Origin of the sequence: Rhodococcus erythropolis NBRC 15567, from assembly GCF_001552595.1 — a bacterium.
GTDB classification, from domain to species: Bacteria; Actinomycetota; Actinomycetes; order Mycobacteriales; family Mycobacteriaceae; genus Rhodococcus_F; species Rhodococcus_F erythropolis.
The window spans coordinates 1,275,871-1,294,380 of the sequence record NZ_BCRM01000001.1; the positions used below are offsets into that span (position 1 = coordinate 1,275,871).

The following is an 18,510-nucleotide window of genomic DNA, read 5'->3' on the forward strand; positions in this document are numbered from 1 at the left end:
CAGCGTCAGGGGCAGAGCGCGTGCGAGAGTATCGCGACGGTGTCCGGCTGGTCCTTCGGCGTCGACGTCAGCGTCACGGTGAACGCACGATCCGGCGTCGCACCGGACAGCGTGTAGTACCCGTAGATCCCGCCACTGTGGCCGGTATAGGTGACGCCGCAGGGAAGTTCGGTGGCGCCGACGCCCATCCCGTACCCGAGCCCCTCGGCTTCGGTGGCGCCGACCTGAGGGGTGGTCATCTCGGCAAGCTGCTCGGCCGGCACCACCTGCCCGTCGAGTAGCGCACGCCAGAAGGCGTTCAGGTCTGTGCCCGTCGAGACCATCGCTCCGGCAGACCAGGGGATCGACGGTTCCGTGCGGGAAACGTCGGTCAGGCCACCATCGAGATCCTGATAGCCCGTCAGGTGATCGCCCCTGATGTCGCGCTCACCGGCCGCCGGGAGGTACGTGTCTTCCAGGTCCAGCGGGTCGAGTATCCGAGACTGAAGTTCGTCGGCGTAGCTGCGGCCGGTCACCGATTCGACGAGCATTCCGAGAACGATGTAGTTGGTGTTGGTGTAGACGAACGACGTTCCGGGGACGAATTGCGCCGGTTTGCCGAGGGCGATGGCGACCGCGGCGGACGGCGTCAGCGTTCGGTCCTCGTTTGCGGCAATCCATTCGTCGGCGCCGGGTTCTCCGGCGAACTCGGGTAGGCCGCTGCGATGTTGCAGCAGTTGCCGCACGGTGATTGCGCTGCCATCTGTGCCACTGCCATCTGTGCCACTGCCGTCCATGTCACTGCCGTGCAGTAGGCCCGGGAGGTACTGCTCGATCGGTGCGTCGAGGTCGACCTTGCCTTCGGCCACCAACTGCAGGACGAGTGAAGCGGTGAATGTCTTTGTCACACTTCCGATCCGGACCCGATCATTCTTGCCGATCGAATCGCCGTTGGTCCGATTGGGTACGCCGCTGGTCATGACAGCCGTCGTGGTGCCGTCGTCGAGTGTTGCGATCGACCCGACGACACCCGACCTGGTGAGTCCGTCGAGATCCGATTGAATCTCCACTGCGCGCTGGAGCGTCGAGCAACCGATCAGCGCCGTGGTGGCTCCGATGATGACCGCGGCGACAAGGAGGTATGAGTGCATGATTTCGAATCTAGGGATCCGCTGGCTCCGACGGATCCAGGAAATCCCCGATCATTCCCTGATCTTTGCCAGGCCGGGACGTAAGGCCTGTTTGTCGAAAACCGACAAATGGGATCAATGATTCCTGTCCGAACACCACGTCTACGCCGTTAACATCCGAACGAAGTGTTTGTTTTCACGTGTCTTACCAGTTCACGGCTATCGAGGTGCGCTGCCGCGCGCCGAAACGACTCCCACGAAGGACGGATGCATGAAGAAGTCGACACTCCGCACGGGAACGGTCGCTGCTCTGCTGACCGGAAGCGTCCTGTTGCTCTCCGCTGCCCCCGCCTCGGCCGACCCGGGAAGCCTCGGTAGCGGTAGCGGTGGCAGTAGCGGGAGCTCCGGCAGCCTGGGAAGCGCAGGAAGCATCAGCAGCGGATCAGCCGCCCTCCCCATTCCGAGTCCGGCAGGCCTGATCGCGCTGGCAGCAGCGAGCACTCAGACCGGAAAGCCCTACCAATGGGGCGGAGTCGGGCCGAACTCGTGGGACTGCTCCGGGCTGGTGCAATGGGCGTTTCGGCAGGCCGGAGTGAATTTGCCACGGACCAGCCAACAGCAGGCCAACGTCGGACAGCCGGTTCCTCGGTGGGCCCTCGCGCCCGGCGACGTCATCACCTTCTACCCCGGTGCGACGCACGTCGGCATCTACGCCGGATTCGGAATGGTGTTCAACGCCTACGGAGTTGGTGTTCCGACCGGACTGACGCCGCTGGCGGATCTGCCGATCAACAACATCCGCAGGTTCTAGAACCTGCACAGAACCTTCACAAGTCCTCCCAGGTTCATCCACGAGGGCCGAATACAGTCAGTTCCATGAGTCAGCGAAGAGTGCTCGTGGTCGACGACGAGGTCAGTATCTGCGAGTCCATCGCAGCGAGGCTGCGTGCCGAGGGCTACGACGTCGAGTTGGCATTTGACGGCCCCAGCGCTGTGACCCGCTGCGAGCAGATGGATGCCGACCTAGTGGTGCTCGACGTGATGATGCCGGGATTCGACGGCCTCGAAGTTTGCCGCCGCATCCAGGCCGTGCGCCCGGTGCCCGTGCTGATGTTGACCGCTCGTGCCGATGAAACCGACATGCTGATCGGTCTCGGCGTCGGGGCCGACGATTATCTGAGCAAGCCGTTCAGCATGCGTGTCCTCGTCGCCCGTGTTCAGGCATTGCTTCGGCGCGCTGATCGTGCGGAGCACGCTGCTCGCCCGGTGGCCGACTTGCTCGAGTTCGGCGACGTCGTGATCGACCTGACCGAACGTCGAGTGCGTCGTGATACGCAGGAAGTCCACCTGACTCGCACCGAATTCGATCTCATCGCCTACCTGGCGGAGCGGCCGCGAGCGGCGATCCCGCGGGAGTCGCTGCTCGAGGAGATCTGGGGCTGGGGTGAGGGAGCGGGTAGTCGGACCGTCGACAGCCACGTCAAGGCTCTACGACGCAAGCTCGGACCTTCCGTGATCCGGACCGTTCACGGCGTCGGGTACGCCTGGGACGTGCCGCGATGAGCGGCGTCGACCGACTCTTTGCACGGTGGCCGCGGCCGCTGGACCCGATGCGATCGTTCAAAGTGAAGGTCGGCCTCCTGGTTGTCGCAGCGCTGTTGTTCGCCGCGGGCGGTTTCTGGCTGACGTCGCAACAACCATTTCGTTTTGCTCTCCTGACGGCGTTGGTTGTCGCTCTCGGAGTTACACAAGTGCTCGCACACGGAATGACGTCACCGCTTCGCGAGATGACAGCCGCGGCGAAGGCGATGGCGCGCGGCGATTATTCGCGGCGGGTACGAGCGACTTCCCGCGACGAAGTAGGCGAACTCGCCCATGCGTTCAATCGGATGGCCGAGGACCTCGGGGCCGACGACCGGTACCGCCGCGAGTTGATCGGCAACGTCTCCCACGAATTACGGACGCCCATCACCGCTTTGCAAGCCATGCTCGAAAACGTCGTCGACGGTGTCGAAGAACCGGATCCGGCGATGATGAAATCGGCGTTGCGGCAGACGGAACGACTGGGAGCGCTGGTGGCCGACCTTCTCGACCTCTCGAAACTCGAGGGTGGCGCCATGCCGTTGAAGCGCCGCCGTTTCGAGGTCGAGCCGTTCCTACGTGAGCTGTCGAGTGTGAGTGCGGGCGACATCGAGATAGACGTCAAGCCTCCGAAATTGTCCGTGGTAGCCGATCCGGATCGCCTCCATCAGGTGGTGACCAACCTGGTGGACAACGCGGTTCAGCACGGGAACGTCGACACGAAAGTTGTCATCCGAGTGCGTACCGGCAGTGCAGGGGAGTTGGTGCTCGATGTCCACGACGACGGCCCCGGCATCGAGCCACAAGCCCGTGAGCGAGTGTTCGACCGCTTCATCCGCGGCGGATCGACCGACGGGGGTACCGGGCTCGGCCTCGCGATCGCGAAGTGGGCGGTCGAATTACATGACGGCAGGATCGCCGTCGTCGATGCCCCGTCTGGCTGCTGCATTCGAGTAGTGCTGCCGCAGAGCTGAATCAAAGTTTCCAACGAGATCGAGAGATCTCGCGATGGCGCATGCCTTCATCAGACATTCGCCTGTAGTTCCGAACCCGAAATTTGAACCCGAAACATGGGAGATCACATGAGCGCTCCAATAATCATTCCGCCGAAAGCGCCGATACCGGTTGCAAAACCCAAGCGACCCAGCCGGTTCTGGCGTCCCGATCGCACGTCGATGGCCACCCGCTCGATGCTCGTCGGCGCGAGCGGCGTTGGGGCGCTGGCGGCCCTGATGCTCGATCCAGGGTTCGTGAGTATCGCGTACGTGATCGTCGGTGTCGGCGTGGTGATCGTGTTCGGGATTCTGACGCCGCCGCGGATGTCTACGACGCAGTGGGCCGCCGCGATGGGGATGCTCGCACTTCTGGGCGTTGCCGCCGTTCGCGGTGCGGAGTGGTTGGTGTTCCTCTGCGTCGTAGCTGCGTGGGTTCTGTTCACGTGGACTCTGATCGGCGGGCGGACGTGGACCGGAATACTTCTGGGAATGTTCGCTCCCTGGCGGGCACCCCACCGTACGGTCAACTTCGTTCGTCGTCGAAAACTTGCTACCCGCTCCGCTCCGCGGGTGCCGGCGGCGCGAGTTGTCGTCGTGAGCGCAGTGTCGATTCTTCTCCTGCTGATTTTCGGATCTTTGTTCGTGAGTGCGGATCCGGAGTTCGCGAAGATCTTCGGCGGCTTCGCTCCTGCCATCTCGGTGTCGAACCCGGGGGCACGGATCTTTGCCGGCGTGGTGATGGCGTTCGGCACGCTGGTTGCGGTGTACCTGCGTCGCAGAACGCCGACGGTGGACGCGTTTGCACCTGCGCCGGCGACGCCGTTGCCGATGTGGGAGTGGGCGGTCCCGCTCGGAGTACTCAACGTGCTGTTCCTCGGTTTTGTTGCAGTACAGACGAAGACGCTGTTCGGGGGAGACGAGCACGTACAGGTGACCGATGGACTGACCTACGCGGACTACGCGCGTGAGGGTTTCTGGCAGCTCATGGCGGTTACCGTGCTGACGCTGCTCGTCATCGCCGTCGCAGTGCGGTACATCGACCGCCGCGACGCTGGATCGAGGCGTCTTGCCCGCGGACTGTTGGGTGCCCTGTGTGTCTTCAGCCTGGTGATCGTGGCGTCCGCTGTGCACCGGATGTGGTTGTACGAGAATCAGTACGGTTTCACGGTGCTCCGGGTCAGCGTCTTCGCGACAGAGCTGCTTCTTGGCTTCGTGTTCGTGTTGTTGCTCGTCGCAGGTATTCGGATGTCCGGGAAGTGGCTGCCCACAGCTGTTCTCGCCACTTCGGCCGTCGCGCTGCTGGCCTTCGCGGTGTTCAACCCCGATGCGTACATCGCGCAAAAGAACGTGGAGCGGTTCGAGGGCGGCAAGAGCATCGACGTTTCCTACTTGCACGGGCTCTCTGTCGACGCGGTACCTGCCTTGGATCGTCTACCGGAACCGCAGCGTTCATGTGCCTTGAGCAGATATCGATTCGGAGTGCCGGGTACCACTGCGCCCTGGGAGTTCAACGCTGCGCGTGAGAAGGCGCGCGACATCCTGGAAGCTCGCCCGGTGGGGCCGTGCCTGCAGATGTACACGGTCGGATAGACGCAGGGCGATTGTGCAGCCGCACGGCAGATATCGCGCGAGGCTGCACAATCGGCGAGCGTCGCCTGTTCGATCAGTGCACGGCGAGTGAGATTTTCTCCCGTTCCTCCGCGGACACTACGTCGCGGGTGGAGCGTAAGTCGATCGTCACGCTGTTGAGTTTGCCGCCGTAGCGGAACGTGCCCTTGTCCGCGAACTCTTCCGCGACCGGGCTTCCCCGGTTGATGCCGACGTCGAGCTGTTCGTTCATGCTGAAGATCGCCCGAGTGGTCTTCTCGATCCGGCCCTCGGAGACCACCTCGTCGTCGACGCTCAGGGTTGCGGTTCCACCCTTGCCGATTCCGCCGCCGTCGTACTCGAAGTGGACGGACACCTCGCGCGCATCGGGTGCCAGCGGGTTGCGCCCACGCACGAAGGTCCGACCACCGCCGCTGAAGTTGTAGCAGTAGACGGGGACGGAATCGAGTATGTACAAAGCGAATCCGCCGAACCGGCCGCCGAGGCTGACCAGCATGCCGTCGGCGACGCTACCCAGACTCGCGGTCAGCGTGTACGAGCGGTTGAAGAACGTCGGCGCGGCTTTCTCGACCAGACCGTTCATGTGTGGGTACAGCGTGAGGGTCTTGCGGCCCATCATCGGATGCGGGGGTCGTGATTCCGCGGTGGCGTGGCGACCGACCGTTCTGTCGTCCAGCGGCAACACCTGATATTTGGCCGCCTCGACGAGGAACTTTTCCTTGAGCCGGGCCAGGATCTCGGGATGCTCGTCCGCGAGATCGCGGGCCTGCGACCAGTCGACCGAGGTGTCGTACAGCTCCCAACGGTCTTCGCTCATCGGTGTGAGCTCGAGGCCGTGAGTGGCCATCAGCCAGGGTGCGCGGTGGGCCGTGACTGCGGTCCAACCGTGATCGTAGATTCCGCGGTTGCCGAAGATCTCGAAATACTGTGTGGTGTGGCGCTCTTCGGCGTCGGGCTCGGCGAAGGTGTAGTTCATCGCCACGCCTTCCATCGGTTTCTGGGTGACCCCGTCGACGCTGGTCGGTGCCGGAATACCGGCAGCTTCCAGGATTGTCGGCGTGATGTCGACGCAGTGATGCCACTGCTCCCTGATTCCTGGCTTGTCGATCCCCTTGGGCCAGTGGGCGATCAGACCGTTTCGGGTACCGCCGTAGTGGGACGCAACCTGCTTGGCCCACTGGTACGGGGTGTCGAGAGCCAGAGCCCACGACGCCGGATAGTGCGGGTAGCTGGTTTCGGTCCCCAATTCGTCGTAGCGTGCCAGTACGTCGGATGTCGCACTCTTGTAACCGTTGAGGCCGGCGAGGTAATTGAACGAGCCCTCCATGCCGCCCTCGGCGGAGGCGCCGTTGTCACCCAGCATGTAGAGCACCAGAGTGTTGTCGAGTACACCCATTTCCTGCAACCGGTCGACGAGCCTGCCTACCTCGTCGTCGGTGTGCTCGAGAAATGCCGCGTACAACTCCATCAAACGGGCCGAGACCTTCTTCTGGTCGTCGTCGAGTTCGTCCCAGTGCGGGAGCCCCGGAGCCCACGGGGCCAACTCGGTGTCAGGAGCGACGACGCCCAGTTCCTTCTGCTTTTGGAGGGTGATCTCACGTTGGCGATCCCACCCGTGATCGAATTCGCCGACGTACTTGTCCAGGTAGCGGTCCGGGACCTGGAGTGGAGCGTGGCACGCGCCGAAGGGGAGGTAGCAGAACCACGGCTTGTCGGGGTCCATCGTGTTGACACCCTCGACCCATTCGATCGCGTGGTCGACGAGATCTTCGGACAGGTGGTAACCCTCCTGTGGCGTCTTGGGTAAGTCGACCATTGTGAAGTCCTCGTAGAGAACCGGGGTGAACTGATCGGACTCGGCACCGAGAAAACCGTAGAATTTGTCGAAACCCTCACGGACCGGCCACCGATCGAACGGCCCGGCAGCGGTGGTCTCCCACGTCGGGGTCTGGTGCATCTTGCCGAAAGCGCCCGTCGCATAGCCGTTTCCCTGCAGGACGCGTGCGACCGTGGCGGCAGAGGCGGGACGGGTCCCGTTGTATCCCGGTGCCGCGTTGGCCATTTCGGAGATGACACCCATACCGACACTGTGGTGGTTGCGCCCGGTCAGTGTGGCGGCACGCGTCGGCGAGCACAGAGCCGTGGTGTGGAATCGGCTGTATTTCACGCCGGTTTCGGCCAAACGCTCGGCGGTGGGCGTGCGGCACGGGCCACCGAACGCGGAGGGTGCGCCGAATCCGACGTCGTCGATCATGATCAGCAGCACGTTCGGGGCCCCGACCGGCGGGCGAAGCGGTTCCGGGCGGGTGTACGGGGGATTCTGATCGGGGTAGTACACGGCGGCCGCGACGTTCGGCGTCTCGGGAATGATCGGGATGGAATGGCGATTCACCAGCAGGCTCCTTGGCGTGTGCAAAACCGGGGTCGATTAAGCAGTCGTCTTAATTTGGATAGTATCGATCGGAATTCAGTTGGCGGCGTAGGTCTCGCTGACTGGGACAATCACCCCTGTGAGTGGTTAAGGAGTCCCTGCACTCCCTAACCGCGCACAGGGGTGGGTCTTGCGGAATTAAGTCAGTGACTTATATGGTCGGTATATGCCCGCCTCGTTGGATGCCAAGAACGCCATGATCGCCGTCGCCGAGCGGATGTTCGCCGAGCACGGTATTCACGAAGTATCCATGCGGGACGTGGCGACTGCGGCCGGGCAGCGCAACAACTCTGCAGTTCAGTATCACTTCGGTGGGCGAGACGGTCTGGTGCTGGCCGTATTCCGGCATCGGATGGATCAGATCAATGCCGCGCGACTGACGTATCTGGACGACGTCGACGCCAGTGGGCGGACCGATCTGGTCCGTGCTTTGGTCGAAGCCTTCCTGTACCCGCTGGCCGATTTCATGGCGACGGTCGACGGGTCCAACTATGCGCGGTTCATCGCGAGAATTTCACCGTCAGTAGATACACAGAGTGCTGAGTTTCGCGAGGTCAGTGAAGGAATCAACGAGGTAGTCGGCAGGTTGACGCGGGCGTTGCCGCATCTGCCCCGCCGCGTCGCGGTTGAACGGATCGATCTGACGTTCAACATGAGCGTCTCCGCTCTGGCAATCTTCGAGCAGCGCCGCGAAGACGAAAACCCCGTTGTTCAGGCAGATTTCGATACGACGGTGGATCATCTGGTCGATCTCGCGGTAGGAGCACTGACCGCGCCCCAAAGCGCACACAAACGCACACGAGCAAAGTGGGTGCACGCGTCGACTGACGTGTGACCCCGCGACACGACACGACAGGACGGAGTCATTCGATGGCTACCCTTACATCATCACGAACAGTCCAAATCGGCAATCACACAATCGAATTCGGACCACGCGGAATGAGGCGCAATCCGGAAGGCGTTGAATCGAGGCCGTACGAGCGGTTCACTCTGACACCCGTCACACCGTTCATCGGTGCCGAGATCAGCGATATCGACTTGCGTGATCCGTCGGAGGAGCAGATCGAGGACGTGCGCCGGGCCCTCCTCGAATGGAAGGTCGTGTTCTTTCGGGACCAGCCGATTTCGAGCTTGAATCATCGTGACTTCGCGGCCCATTGGGGTGAACTCGAGGTTCATCCACTTCTCCCGCAGGGAGAGGTCCCGGCAGTCGTCAGATTCGAACGCGGAGAGGACAGTCCAGGAACGGAGAACATCTGGCACGTCGACGTCACCTGGACGAAGACGCCGCCGCTTGGTTCAGTACTTCGGGCGATCGACGTACCGCCTGCCGGTGGTGACACGCTCTGGGCCGATATGGGTAACGCCTTCGACTGCCTCCCCGACGAGATCAAGGACTTGATCGACGGCAAGGACGCCATCCACGATTTTGTGCCGTCCTTCGGACGCGGCATGAGCCCGGAGAAGTTGGAGCAGATGAAGGAGCAGTACCCGCCGGTTCTGCATCCGATGGTGCGTAAGCATCCGGAGACCGGGCGGAAGACGCTGTTCGTCAACAGCCTCTTCACCACCCACATTCCGGATATGGATCCTGTCGAAGGCAACGATCTGCTCAACCTGCTGTTCGCGCAGGTCAAGGTCCCGGACTTTCAGTGCCGCTTCAAGTGGGCGCCGAATTCCATTGCCTTCTGGGACAACCGGGCCACCCAGCACTACGCTGCGAGCGACTACTTCCCGCATCGCCGCGTCATGGAGCGGGTGGCCATCCTGGGGGACGTGCCCTTCTGATCTACTCCTGCGGAATGCGGATGATGCACCGGAAGCCGACGTGGCAGGTCGAGGACTCCTCGGATTCGCCCTGCCGCGCGGCAGGGCGGTATCGCAAGCAGTAGTTCGGTGCACACAGATGTGAGCCGCCCTTGATCACCCGTCGTGCGTAGGGTTCGCCGGCCAAGGCCTCGGTGGCGAACTCCGCGCGGGGATTGCGAGGAATGCAGCACGACGAGGCCGGCGCGACGTTCTTGGAACTGTGGGCGTGGTCGGACGTGTAGTGATCGGCCGTCCATTCCCACACGTTCCCGGCCATGTCGAACAGTCCGTAGCCGTTGGGCCGGAACTTTCCGACCGGAGCGGTGCGCTCGTACCCGTCCTCGAGCAGGTTCTCCCAGGGGAACTGGCCCTGCCATACGTTGCCACCGGGCCGCCCGCCCGGAGAGTCGTGATCGCCCCACACGTAGGCCTGGCGATCGAGTCCGCCGCGGGCGGCAAACTCCCACTCGGCCTCGGTCGGGAGTTCCTTGCCGGCCCACGCGGCGTAGGCCTGGGCGTCGAAGTACGACACGTGGGTGACGGGGTGCCGTTCACGTCCCCCGATGTTGCTGTCGGAGCCCTCGGGATGGCGCCAATCGGCGCCGGGAGTGAACGACCACCACCGGGTGTAGTCGTCGAGTGAAACCGGGCCGGGTGGCGAATTGAAGACCAACGATCCCGGGACGAGGAGGGCTGGATCGGCGTCGGGATAGTCGGCGGCATCCGGGGCGATTTCAGCAGTGGTGACGTGGCCGGTTGCCTTCACGAAGCGTCGGAACTCGGCGACTGTCACCGCCGTCGTGTCCATCCAGAATCCGTCGACGGTGACCTGGTGAACTGGGCGTTCTTCCGGATAGAAGTCTTCGGAGCCCATCCAGTACGTCCCACCCGGGATCAAAGACATGTTCTTCGGTGGAGTTGCCGTGGAGTGAGGCGTCGTCATGAATTCAAGAATGGCACGTTGGTCGCGCCGATGTGGGGAGAGTCCCACCTGGTGCCCTCGGCAGGATTCGAACCTGCGACCCTTCCTTTAGGAGAGGAATGCTCTATCCCCTGAGCTACGAGGGCGGGGAGCGTACCGGCAAGCGCTGAAAACCCTGTGCTGCCGGGGTTTTCGCTTCCCGATACTACTGTTGCATCCGCTCGACCTGTCGGCACGAAGCCTCGGGCGTCACAGCTGCGCTAGTCAGTGTAGCGGCCCGCCGACGAGGTCGCGAAGTCGACGGTATCGCCGGGTGCAAGCAGGAGCCGAACCGATCGCACTGATCGCAATGGTGGTCACTGCGGTGCAGGCACGGCATGGTGCGGGAATGACCCGCAGAATCCGCTTCAACGCCTTTGCCATGAACTGCGTCGCCCACCAATCGCCAGGTCTGTGGCGTCACCCGGAGGACCAGTCGTCCAGGTACACGGATCTGAGGTACTGGACGGAATTGGCGAAGCTCCTCGAACGTGGACGATTCGACGGGCTGTTCCTGGCCGATGTGTTGGGAACATACGACGTGTACGGCGGCAATCACGACGCAGCGCTGCGGCAGGGCGCGCAGGTACCGGTCTCGGACCCGCTACTGCTGGCGTCGGCGATGGCTGCCGTGACCGAGCACTTGGGCTTCGGTATCACCGCAGGTACAGCTTTCGAGCATCCGTACCCGTTTGCTCGGCGCTTGAGCACCCTCGACCACCTGACGAACGGGCGAATCGGGTGGAACGTGGTCACCGGATACCTCCCGTCGGCCGCACGGAACATGGGCGAGGACGACCAACTCCAGCACGACGATCGCTACGACCACGCGGACGAGTACCTCGAAGTCCTCTACAAGTTGTGGGAAACGTCGTGGGAAGACGACGCGGTGGTGCGTGACAGAACCACCGGGGTCTACACGGACCCCTCCAAGGTTCATCCGATCGAGCACGAAGGCAAGCACTTCACGGTTCCGGGCATCCACATCTCCGAACCTTCTCCGCAGCGGACGCCGGTCATCTTCCAGGCCGGCGCGTCGCCACGCGGGGTTCGGTTCGCCGCCGAGAATGCCGAGGCGATCTTTGTGGGTGCACCGACAAAGGCGATTCTCAAAGACACCGTTGCCCGAATCCGAAACGAACTGACGAAGGTCGGGCGCGATCCGTACTCGGCCCGCATCTACACACTGTTGACGATCATCACCGACCGAACCCCCGAGTTGGCCCAGGCGAAGCTCGAGGACTACCGCAGCTACGCGAGTAGTGAAGGCGCACTCGTTTTCACCTCGGGGTGGATGGGAATTGATCTCTCCGGATACCGAGCGGACGAGCCGATCGGGAACGTCGAGAGCAACGCCATTCAATCCGCGGTCGCATCGTTTCGTCAGGCGGACGAGAAGGGCGGCGAGTGGACGGTGGGAGACATCGCGGAGTGGGCGGGTATCGGCGGGCTGGGCCCGATCGTCGTCGGTTCCGGCGAGGAGGTCGCCGACGAGTTGCAGGAGTGGGTCGCCGAGACCGACGTCGACGGCTTCAATCTCGCGTACGCGGTGACTCCTGGAACCTTCGAAGACATTGTGGAGCATGTGATTCCGGAGCTGACGAGGAGGGGCGCCTACCAGAGCGACTACGAAGCGGGGACGCTGCGCAACAAATTGTTCGGGCGAGGGGACAGACTGCCGCTCGAACACCGAGGCCGGAGCTTCGACCGGATCCGCACTGCCGGCTGAGTGGGGATCTCAGGACCAGCCGGGCCCCGGCACGTGCACCGAGGTGGTGAGGTCGATCGCCTCGATGTCCGAAGACCTCAGTTCCTCACCACACGCACTACAACCCAGCCTTGCTTCGAACCGCTTTCCACACGCCTTGTGATGGAGAACGATGTCCGGACCGTCCGCGGATCTGAACCAGCGCTGACCCCACGAGATCATGCACATCACGACGGGGAAGTACGCGGTTCCCTTGTCGGTGAGTCGATACTCCGACCACTGTGGGCGATCCGGAAGCGGCCGCGTTTCCATCACACCGATCTCGGTGAGGTGCTTCAACCGATCGGCGACGATTGCCGGCGGCGCACCGGTGATCTCGGCGAACTCTCCGTAACGACGGGCACCTCGGAAAGCTGCCCCGATGATCGCTGCCGACCAGCGATTGCCGACGAGTTCCATCGTGTGAGCCAGGATTTCCGGTCGGCGTTCGGACTTGGTGGAGCGGCGCCTCGACGTTGCTTCGGGCACACTGCGTGAGAAGTCCCCACTCGGCCCCATTTGGGAGTCCAGGGATCGCACGTCGACGTCCTCGCCGCACTCCTTGCAACGCAGGATCGGAGTGAAGTCGTTTCCGCAGGTGCTGTGCCGTAGTGGCGGTAGTGGCGCGGTTTCATTCGGTGCCCACTGCTTCTCCCACGACCACATGGTGATGAGGACCGGCCAGATCGACTGGCCTTTGCGAGTGACCGAGTATTCGTGCCTCGGCGGGTTCTGCTGGTACTCCCGGCGCTCGAGCATTCCGCCGGCCGTCAGGACTGCCAACCGTGAGGACAGCACCGAGTTGGAGATTCCCCCGAGAGCCAGCCAGTCGTTGTATCGACGCGACCCCAAAAGGGCGAACCGCAGAATCCAGAGGTTCCACTCGTCTCCCAGTAGCCCGAGCGTGACCGCCAGTGCGTTGGGTCCGCCCGCAGGCAACTCGGTGACGCCCACCGACGGCGTGGGTGTCGGAGATCCGGCCGACGCCGAAGATCCGGTTGCATTCACTCGTACCACCCAGAAATCATAGGCCGCGAACCCTGCGGCACCGCGAGACCGTACCGAGTGGTCTGCAGAAAGAGTCGGGAATCACTCGATACGGGCAATGAGTAACGCTTCCTGGGTGATCTGGCAGATCTGGAGTCCGGACTGATCGAAGACCGCGGCATTCACGACTGCTCTGCCGGCATGAGCAGTGGGTGTCGAATGCTCGAAGAGGAGCCACTCGTCCGCTCGCACGGGACGCTGAAACCACATCGTGTGATCGAGGGACACGCCCGTCCAATCCGTATCGAGCGAGTGCTCCTGCCCGATGTCGTAGCCGTGCGGAGTCAGCGCGGTTGCCATCAGCATCAGATCACTGGCATAGGCGAGAGCAGCGACGTGAATCAGCGGATCGTCGCTCAGTCGCTGAGCCGAACGCATCCAGATGTTGCGCGGAGGCGCCGCCGAATGCGTCGTGGGGGACTGCGAATCGAGGGGGGACACACGAATCTCGATGGCGGAGAACTCCTCCCACACCTCGCCCAGCCCGCCGTCTGCCTCGGCCAACTCCTGCAACGTCACGCACTCAGCGGGCGGGAGCGCGGCGGGTACGGCTCGACTGTGAGTGATGCCCTCGTCGATCGAGGAGGCTGATACCGTCGAACGGCAGACGAGTCGTCCGTCCTGGTGGACGTCGACGCCTCTGGTGGACAGGCGTTTTCCGTCCCGAAGACGATCTACCGAGAACTCGGTCGCGCGATTCGTCGACCCCGGGCGAAGGAAGTGCGTGTGGACGGAACTGATCGCTTTGCCGTCGGTAACCGTGTGCCCGGCTGCGAGAATCGACTGGGCGACCAGTTGGCCGCCGAACAACTGAGGTAGCCGAACACCGTCGTTCGACCCTTGCCACCGGTCCTGGCCGGTCGATTCCAGATCGAAGACGTCAGCGAGACCACTCGTGGGGGCGCTCACGACGCGTGGTTTCGTGCCGGACGGGGCGGACGGGGAAAGAAGCCACTGGTCCGGGCGACGTAGTCGTCGTAGGCCTGGCCTTTGCTCTTGCGCATGCCTCGTTCGAGCAAGGCCTTACCGCTGTAGCTCACCAGTAGTTTGATCATGACGATCGGCGAGACGATCGTGATCAGCGCCAATGGATCACCAAGCGCGAGGATGAACAGTCCGACCCAGACACATGCGTCGCCGAAGTAGTTGGGATGCCGGGTCCAGGCCCAGAGTCCACGATCCATCACCATTCCCGAATTGGCCGGATCTGCCTTGAAGCGGGAAAGTTGGTAGTCACCAACCGATTCGAAGACGAAGCCGACGGTCCAGACTGCGATGCCGATCGCGCCGAGGACTCCGAGGGCGCGAAACTCGTACATCGCGTACTGGACCGGCAGCGACACCACGAGAATGAGAACGCCCTGGAGGCCGTAGATTTTGCGAATCAGGAACGGAACCAGCGGTCCCTGTTGATGTTTGAGCAGGGCAGTGTAGCGCTTGTCCTGCCCGTGCCCACGGTTTCGGAAGCCGATGTAGAGGCCGAGTCGCATTCCCCACACCACGGTCAGTGCCAGCACCACGAGGCGACGTAGATCGTTGCCGTCCGATCCGATGGACGTCAGGTACGAGACGACGGCGACGACGGCGAAGCCAGGCCCCCAACAGATGTCGATGATCGAGTGATTGTTCATCCGGATGGCTACGGCCATCACGACTGCGATGAAGACGAGCACGGCGAGTGCGCTCACACCGAAGTTCAGTGCAAGGTCGCCCAATGGGATGTCGGTCATGCGCGCGCTTTCTGATTGTGGTGGTCGAGCAGTTCGGAAGCGAAGTCCGCGAAGGCTTCCTGTGCGCTCGGATAGGTGTGATGAGTGCCGAGCCGGCTGGTCACGAGCAGTGCGTCGAGCGCTTTGGCATCGAGTTCTGTGGTGGTGGGCAAGAATTCGGTCGAGCCCTCGACGGCGTCGGCCGAACGCACTCCGTTACCTGCCGTGACGATCACCTGCCCGTTGGTCGTGGACTCGGGATCGACGAGGGCAGTGACCACCGGGGCTACCAGGTCGGCCCCCATGATGTCGATGAATCGTGGGTCCATTCCGGACTCGGTCATCTGCGTAGTGGCATAGGGCAGTACGACATTGGTGAACACATTGCGACTCGAACCTTCGCCGGCCGCGGTGCGGCCCAGTGCGATGACGGCACCCTTACTGGCGGCGTAGGCGGACACGGTGGGTTCGCCGTGCAGTCCTGCGGTCGAGGCAATCATCACGATGCGCCCGAATCCGGCTTCGCGCATGACTCGGGAGGCTTCAGCGGCAACCAGCGCGGTCCCGACGACGTTTGTCGTGATGACGGTGCTGAGGTTCTCGGCGGTGGTGCGATGGAGCATCTGTGGACCGCTGACCGCGGCACTGGTGATGCAGAAGTCGAGTCGTCCGAACCGAGTGAGAGCGTCGTCCACCAACTTTCGGCCGACCTCGGGGTCGGTGACGTCGTCGTGGTTGGCGACGGCGTGGCCACCGGCTTCGAGGATTTCGTCGACGACCTGATCTGCAGGGCCCCGGCCGCTCGCGTCGAGTGTGCGATTTCGGTTGTTGACGATCACCGTGACCCCTCGGCTCGCGAGATGCAGTGCGACGGCACGGCCGAGGCCCTTACCCCCTCCCGTGACGACGGCAACGCGGCCCGAGAGTGAACTGGCGGTCACGAGGCGATCCGTTCGACGAGCACCGCGACTCCGACACCGGCGGCGCCGCTGACCGCGGCCACACCGTAGCGTCCGTCGCTCCGTACCAGTTCGTCGACACACGCGCCGACGAGAATTGCTCCGGTGGCGCCGAATGCATGGCCCATCGCCATCGTGCCTCCGTTGGGGTTCATGCGGTCCGGCCCGGCGTCAAGATCGCGGCGGAACCGTAGGCAGAGCGCGGAGAAGGCCTCTGCGAACTCGAACACGTCGATGTCCTGTGGACGAAGCCCGGCTCGAGCGATGACTGCCTCCACGGCGCTCTGGCCCGCAGTGAGCATGAGAACCGGATTCACCGAAGTCGAGGCGGATCCGATGATCCGTGCGCGAGGGGTCAGGCCGGCTCTGGCCGCGGCTTTCTCGGATCCGAGGAGTAGTAGTGCTGCGCCGTCGGCCATGGCGGGAGAGGATCCGACGGTGTGCAGGTGTTCGATCTTGCCGACCTCAGGGTAGGCGGCGAGCGCGAGTGCATCCTGACCGGCGGCGCCGAGCCCTTCGAAGGCCGGAGGCAGCGCGGCGAGTCCCTCTGCCGTCGTCTCTGCCCTGACCAGTTCGTCGTGCGCGATTCCGGCTTCACCATTTCTGCCGGGAACGGGCACAACGGACCGCTCGAATGCGCCGTTGCGCCAGGCCTCGGCAGCCTTGTGCTGGGTTTCGACGCCGTACGCATCCAACTCGTCGCGGGAGTACCCCTCGATCGTGGCATTCAAGTCGGCGGCAACACCCATATGGATGGAGCCGATCTGCGCGATGGTTGCCGGGTCGATCCACAGCGGTCCGCGATCACTGAACATCGGAGTGCGGGAGACGCTTTCGACGCCACCGGCCACGACGAGGGAGACGTCGTCGCTGCGAATGCGGGCTGCGCTCTGGCCGACTGCGTCGACGCCGGATGCGCAGAAACGATTGAGGGTCGCGCCGGGAACGGAATCGCCCCAACCGGCAAGGAGTGCGGCAGTTCTCGCGATGTTCGCGCCCTGCTCGTCCACCTGCGATGCGCAACCGAGAACGACGTCGTCGATCTGTTCTGCGGCGAGGTTCGTTCGACCCTGCAAAGCCTTGGCCAGGTGGACGACAAGATCGACTGGGCTGTGTTCGTGGAGGGCACCTCGCGTCGATGCTCGGCCGCGCGGTGTGCGCACGTAGTCGAGGACAAAAGCATCAGTCATTTTCAACCCTTCAATTAGTAGAGTTACTCTGCTAGTTGTAGTACGGTTGCGATGAAATTACAACCGCCGATGCACGGGTATCTCGGTGACGTCACCGATGCCGGATCGGCAAGGGGAGAGGTCATGACTGTTTCGAACATTTGGATTCTCGGCGGGTACCAATCCGACTTCGCACGGAACTTCACCCGTGAGGAACTCGATTTCGCGAACCTTGCCGAAGAGGTGGTGAACCACACCCTGGCCGCGGCGAAGGTTCCTGCCGCCGACATCGAGGTGATCCACGTCGGTAATGCCTTCGGTCAATTGTTTGCCGGCCAAGGTCAGCTGGGTGCGATGCCCGCCACCGTGCATCCAGATCTATGGGGTGTGCCCTCGTCCCGGCACGAGGCGGCGTGCGCATCGGGCAGTATCGCTGTACTTGCGGCGATGGCAGACCTGCGCGCCGGCAACTACGACGCGGCTCTGGTGATGGGTATCGAACTGGAGAAGACGGTTCCGGGTGATGACGCGGCCGGACATCTGGGCGCTGCAGCCTGGGTCGGACACGAAGGTCAGGAAGCAAAATTCATGTGGCCGTACATGTTCGATCGTGTTTCGAAGGAGTACGGGCGGCGCTACGGGATCGACGAATCTCACCTTCGCGCGATCTCGCAGATCAATTTCGCGAACGCGAAGAACAACCCCAATGCACAGACACGCGGTTGGGCGGTACCCGATCTGCTCGGGAATGCAGGCGGCGACGACGCCACCAATCCTGTTGTGGAAGGCGGTGTTCGACGATTCGATTGCAGCCAGGTGACCGACGGTGGCGCCGGGGTTGTGCTGGTGACGGACAAGTACCTCCGTGAGCACCCGGGTGCTGCGGCGACTCCGCTGGCCCAGATCGCGGGCTGGGGTCACCGGACTGTTGGTTTAGGTCTCGAGCAGAAGCTGGCCCGCGACGCCGATAATCCCTACGTGATGCCACACGTTCGGGATGCGGTGATGGGTGCCTTCTCCCGGGCCGGAGTCGACCTGGCCGGGATAGACGGGATCGAAACACATGATTGTTTCACGGCGAGTGAGTATCTCGCGATCGACCACATCGGTCTGACCGCGCCCGGCGAGTCGTGGAAAGCCATCGAGAGTGGTGACATCGCCATGGGCGGCAAGCTACCGATCAACCCCAGCGGCGGTCTGATCGGCGGTGGTCATCCGGTGGGTGCCAGTGGTGTTCGAATGCTTCTCGACGCGGCCCATCAGGTGACGGGAAAGGCCGGCGGTTTCCAAGTCGAGGGTGCGAGCCGCTTTGCGACGCTCAACTTCGGTGGAAGCACGGCCACCACCGTCAGTTTTGTCGTCGACGCAGTTTCCTGAAAGTGCAG

The 18,510-nt window shown here is 63.1% G+C and carries 16 protein-coding genes and 1 tRNA gene; 8 read left to right on the forward strand and 9 right to left on the reverse strand.

All coding sequences use genetic code 11. The annotated features are described in order from the left end of the window. Positions 1 to 5: 5 nt before the first annotated feature. Positions 6 to 1,130, reverse strand: a complete 1,125-nt coding sequence (locus tag RE4_RS06170; RefSeq protein WP_060938195.1) for a serine hydrolase domain-containing protein — start codon at positions 1,128 to 1,130, stop codon at positions 6 to 8. A gap of 250 nt (positions 1,131 to 1,380) precedes the next feature. On the opposite strand from RE4_RS06170, the gene RE4_RS06175 reads away from it, so the two are divergent. From RE4_RS06175 to RE4_RS06190, 4 genes are all read left to right on the forward strand, one after another. Further along, positions 1,381 to 1,920 (forward strand): NlpC/P60 family protein, encoded by a 540-nt coding sequence (locus tag RE4_RS06175; RefSeq protein ID WP_060938196.1) that lies wholly within the window; start codon positions 1,381 to 1,383, stop codon positions 1,918 to 1,920. Between the two features lie 65 nt (positions 1,921 to 1,985). Further along, complete coding sequence (locus RE4_RS06180; protein ID WP_020908708.1) at positions 1,986 to 2,672, forward strand: response regulator transcription factor; 687 nt, start codon at positions 1,986 to 1,988, stop codon at positions 2,670 to 2,672. Continuing rightward, on the forward strand, positions 2,669 to 3,664 hold the full coding sequence (locus tag RE4_RS06185; protein ID WP_020908707.1) for a HAMP domain-containing sensor histidine kinase: 996 nt from the start codon (positions 2,669 to 2,671) through the stop codon (positions 3,662 to 3,664). The genes RE4_RS06180 and RE4_RS06185 overlap by 4 nt, the downstream gene beginning before the upstream one ends. 108 nt (positions 3,665 to 3,772) lie before the next feature. Beyond that, positions 3,773 to 5,275 (forward strand): DUF4153 domain-containing protein, encoded by a 1,503-nt coding sequence (locus RE4_RS06190; protein WP_169801334.1) that lies wholly within the window; start codon positions 3,773 to 3,775, stop codon positions 5,273 to 5,275. A gap of 73 nt (positions 5,276 to 5,348) precedes the next feature. Here the strand turns inward: RE4_RS06190 and RE4_RS06195 are convergent, their stop codons facing one another. Beyond that, positions 5,349 to 7,685 carry an arylsulfatase gene (locus tag RE4_RS06195; RefSeq protein ID WP_060938198.1) on the reverse strand — a complete coding sequence of 779 codons (2,337 nt, stop codon included), beginning with the start codon at positions 7,683 to 7,685 and terminating at the stop codon, positions 5,349 to 5,351. A gap of 205 nt (positions 7,686 to 7,890) precedes the next feature. Between RE4_RS06195 and RE4_RS06200 the strand changes: the two genes are divergently transcribed. Together RE4_RS06200 and RE4_RS06205 are read left to right on the forward strand one after the other, a co-directional pair. After that, positions 7,891 to 8,559 (forward strand): TetR family transcriptional regulator, encoded by a 669-nt coding sequence (locus RE4_RS06200; protein WP_020970413.1) that lies wholly within the window; start codon positions 7,891 to 7,893, stop codon positions 8,557 to 8,559. 35 nt (positions 8,560 to 8,594) lie between these two features. Continuing rightward, positions 8,595 to 9,512, forward strand: coding sequence for a TauD/TfdA dioxygenase family protein (locus RE4_RS06205; RefSeq protein WP_020970412.1), 918 nt, complete (start codon positions 8,595 to 8,597; stop codon positions 9,510 to 9,512). Between the two features lies 1 nt (position 9,513). Here the strand turns inward: RE4_RS06205 and RE4_RS06210 are convergent, their stop codons facing one another. Together RE4_RS06210 and RE4_RS06215 are read right to left on the reverse strand one after the other, a co-directional pair. Further along, positions 9,514 to 10,476, reverse strand: a complete 963-nt coding sequence (locus RE4_RS06210) for a formylglycine-generating enzyme family protein (RefSeq protein ID WP_060938199.1) — start codon at positions 10,474 to 10,476, stop codon at positions 9,514 to 9,516. Between the two features lie 49 nt (positions 10,477 to 10,525). Beyond that, positions 10,526 to 10,601, reverse strand: a tRNA-Arg gene (locus RE4_RS06215). Between the two features lie 242 nt (positions 10,602 to 10,843). Here RE4_RS06215 and RE4_RS06220 point away from each other — a divergent pair. Next, positions 10,844 to 12,223: an LLM class flavin-dependent oxidoreductase gene (locus tag RE4_RS06220; protein ID WP_167343333.1), complete on the forward strand. Its 1,380-nt coding sequence runs from the start codon at positions 10,844 to 10,846 to the stop codon at positions 12,221 to 12,223. 9 nt (positions 12,224 to 12,232) lie between these two features. Here RE4_RS06220 and RE4_RS06225 read toward each other — a convergent pair whose 3' ends face one another. The 5 genes from RE4_RS06225 to RE4_RS06245 form a co-directional block, all read right to left on the reverse strand. Further along, positions 12,233 to 13,249 (reverse strand): winged helix-turn-helix transcriptional regulator, encoded by a 1,017-nt coding sequence (locus RE4_RS06225; protein WP_080945706.1) that lies wholly within the window; start codon positions 13,247 to 13,249, stop codon positions 12,233 to 12,235. Positions 13,250 to 13,330: 81 nt separating this feature from the next. Further along, positions 13,331 to 14,197 (reverse strand): acyl-CoA thioesterase, encoded by an 867-nt coding sequence (locus RE4_RS06230; RefSeq protein WP_021332262.1) that lies wholly within the window; start codon positions 14,195 to 14,197, stop codon positions 13,331 to 13,333. Continuing rightward, complete coding sequence (locus RE4_RS06235; RefSeq protein WP_060938200.1) at positions 14,194 to 15,018, reverse strand: DUF1295 domain-containing protein; 825 nt, start codon at positions 15,016 to 15,018, stop codon at positions 14,194 to 14,196. Before RE4_RS06235 ends, RE4_RS06230 begins: the two co-directional genes overlap by 4 nt. Then, on the reverse strand, positions 15,015 to 15,938 hold the full coding sequence (locus RE4_RS06240; protein WP_060938201.1) for an SDR family NAD(P)-dependent oxidoreductase: 924 nt from the start codon (positions 15,936 to 15,938) through the stop codon (positions 15,015 to 15,017). The genes RE4_RS06235 and RE4_RS06240 overlap by 4 nt, the downstream gene beginning before the upstream one ends. Beyond that, entirely contained in the window at positions 15,935 to 17,146 is a 1,212-nt protein-coding gene (locus RE4_RS06245; RefSeq protein WP_047890093.1) for an acetyl-CoA C-acyltransferase, read from the reverse strand. Before RE4_RS06245 ends, RE4_RS06240 begins: the two co-directional genes overlap by 4 nt. 123 nt (positions 17,147 to 17,269) lie before the next feature. Between RE4_RS06245 and RE4_RS06250 the strand changes: the two genes are divergently transcribed. Continuing rightward, positions 17,270 to 18,502: an acetyl-CoA acetyltransferase gene (locus RE4_RS06250; RefSeq protein WP_060938277.1), complete on the forward strand. Its 1,233-nt coding sequence runs from the start codon at positions 17,270 to 17,272 to the stop codon at positions 18,500 to 18,502. Positions 18,503 to 18,510 lie beyond the last annotated feature (8 nt).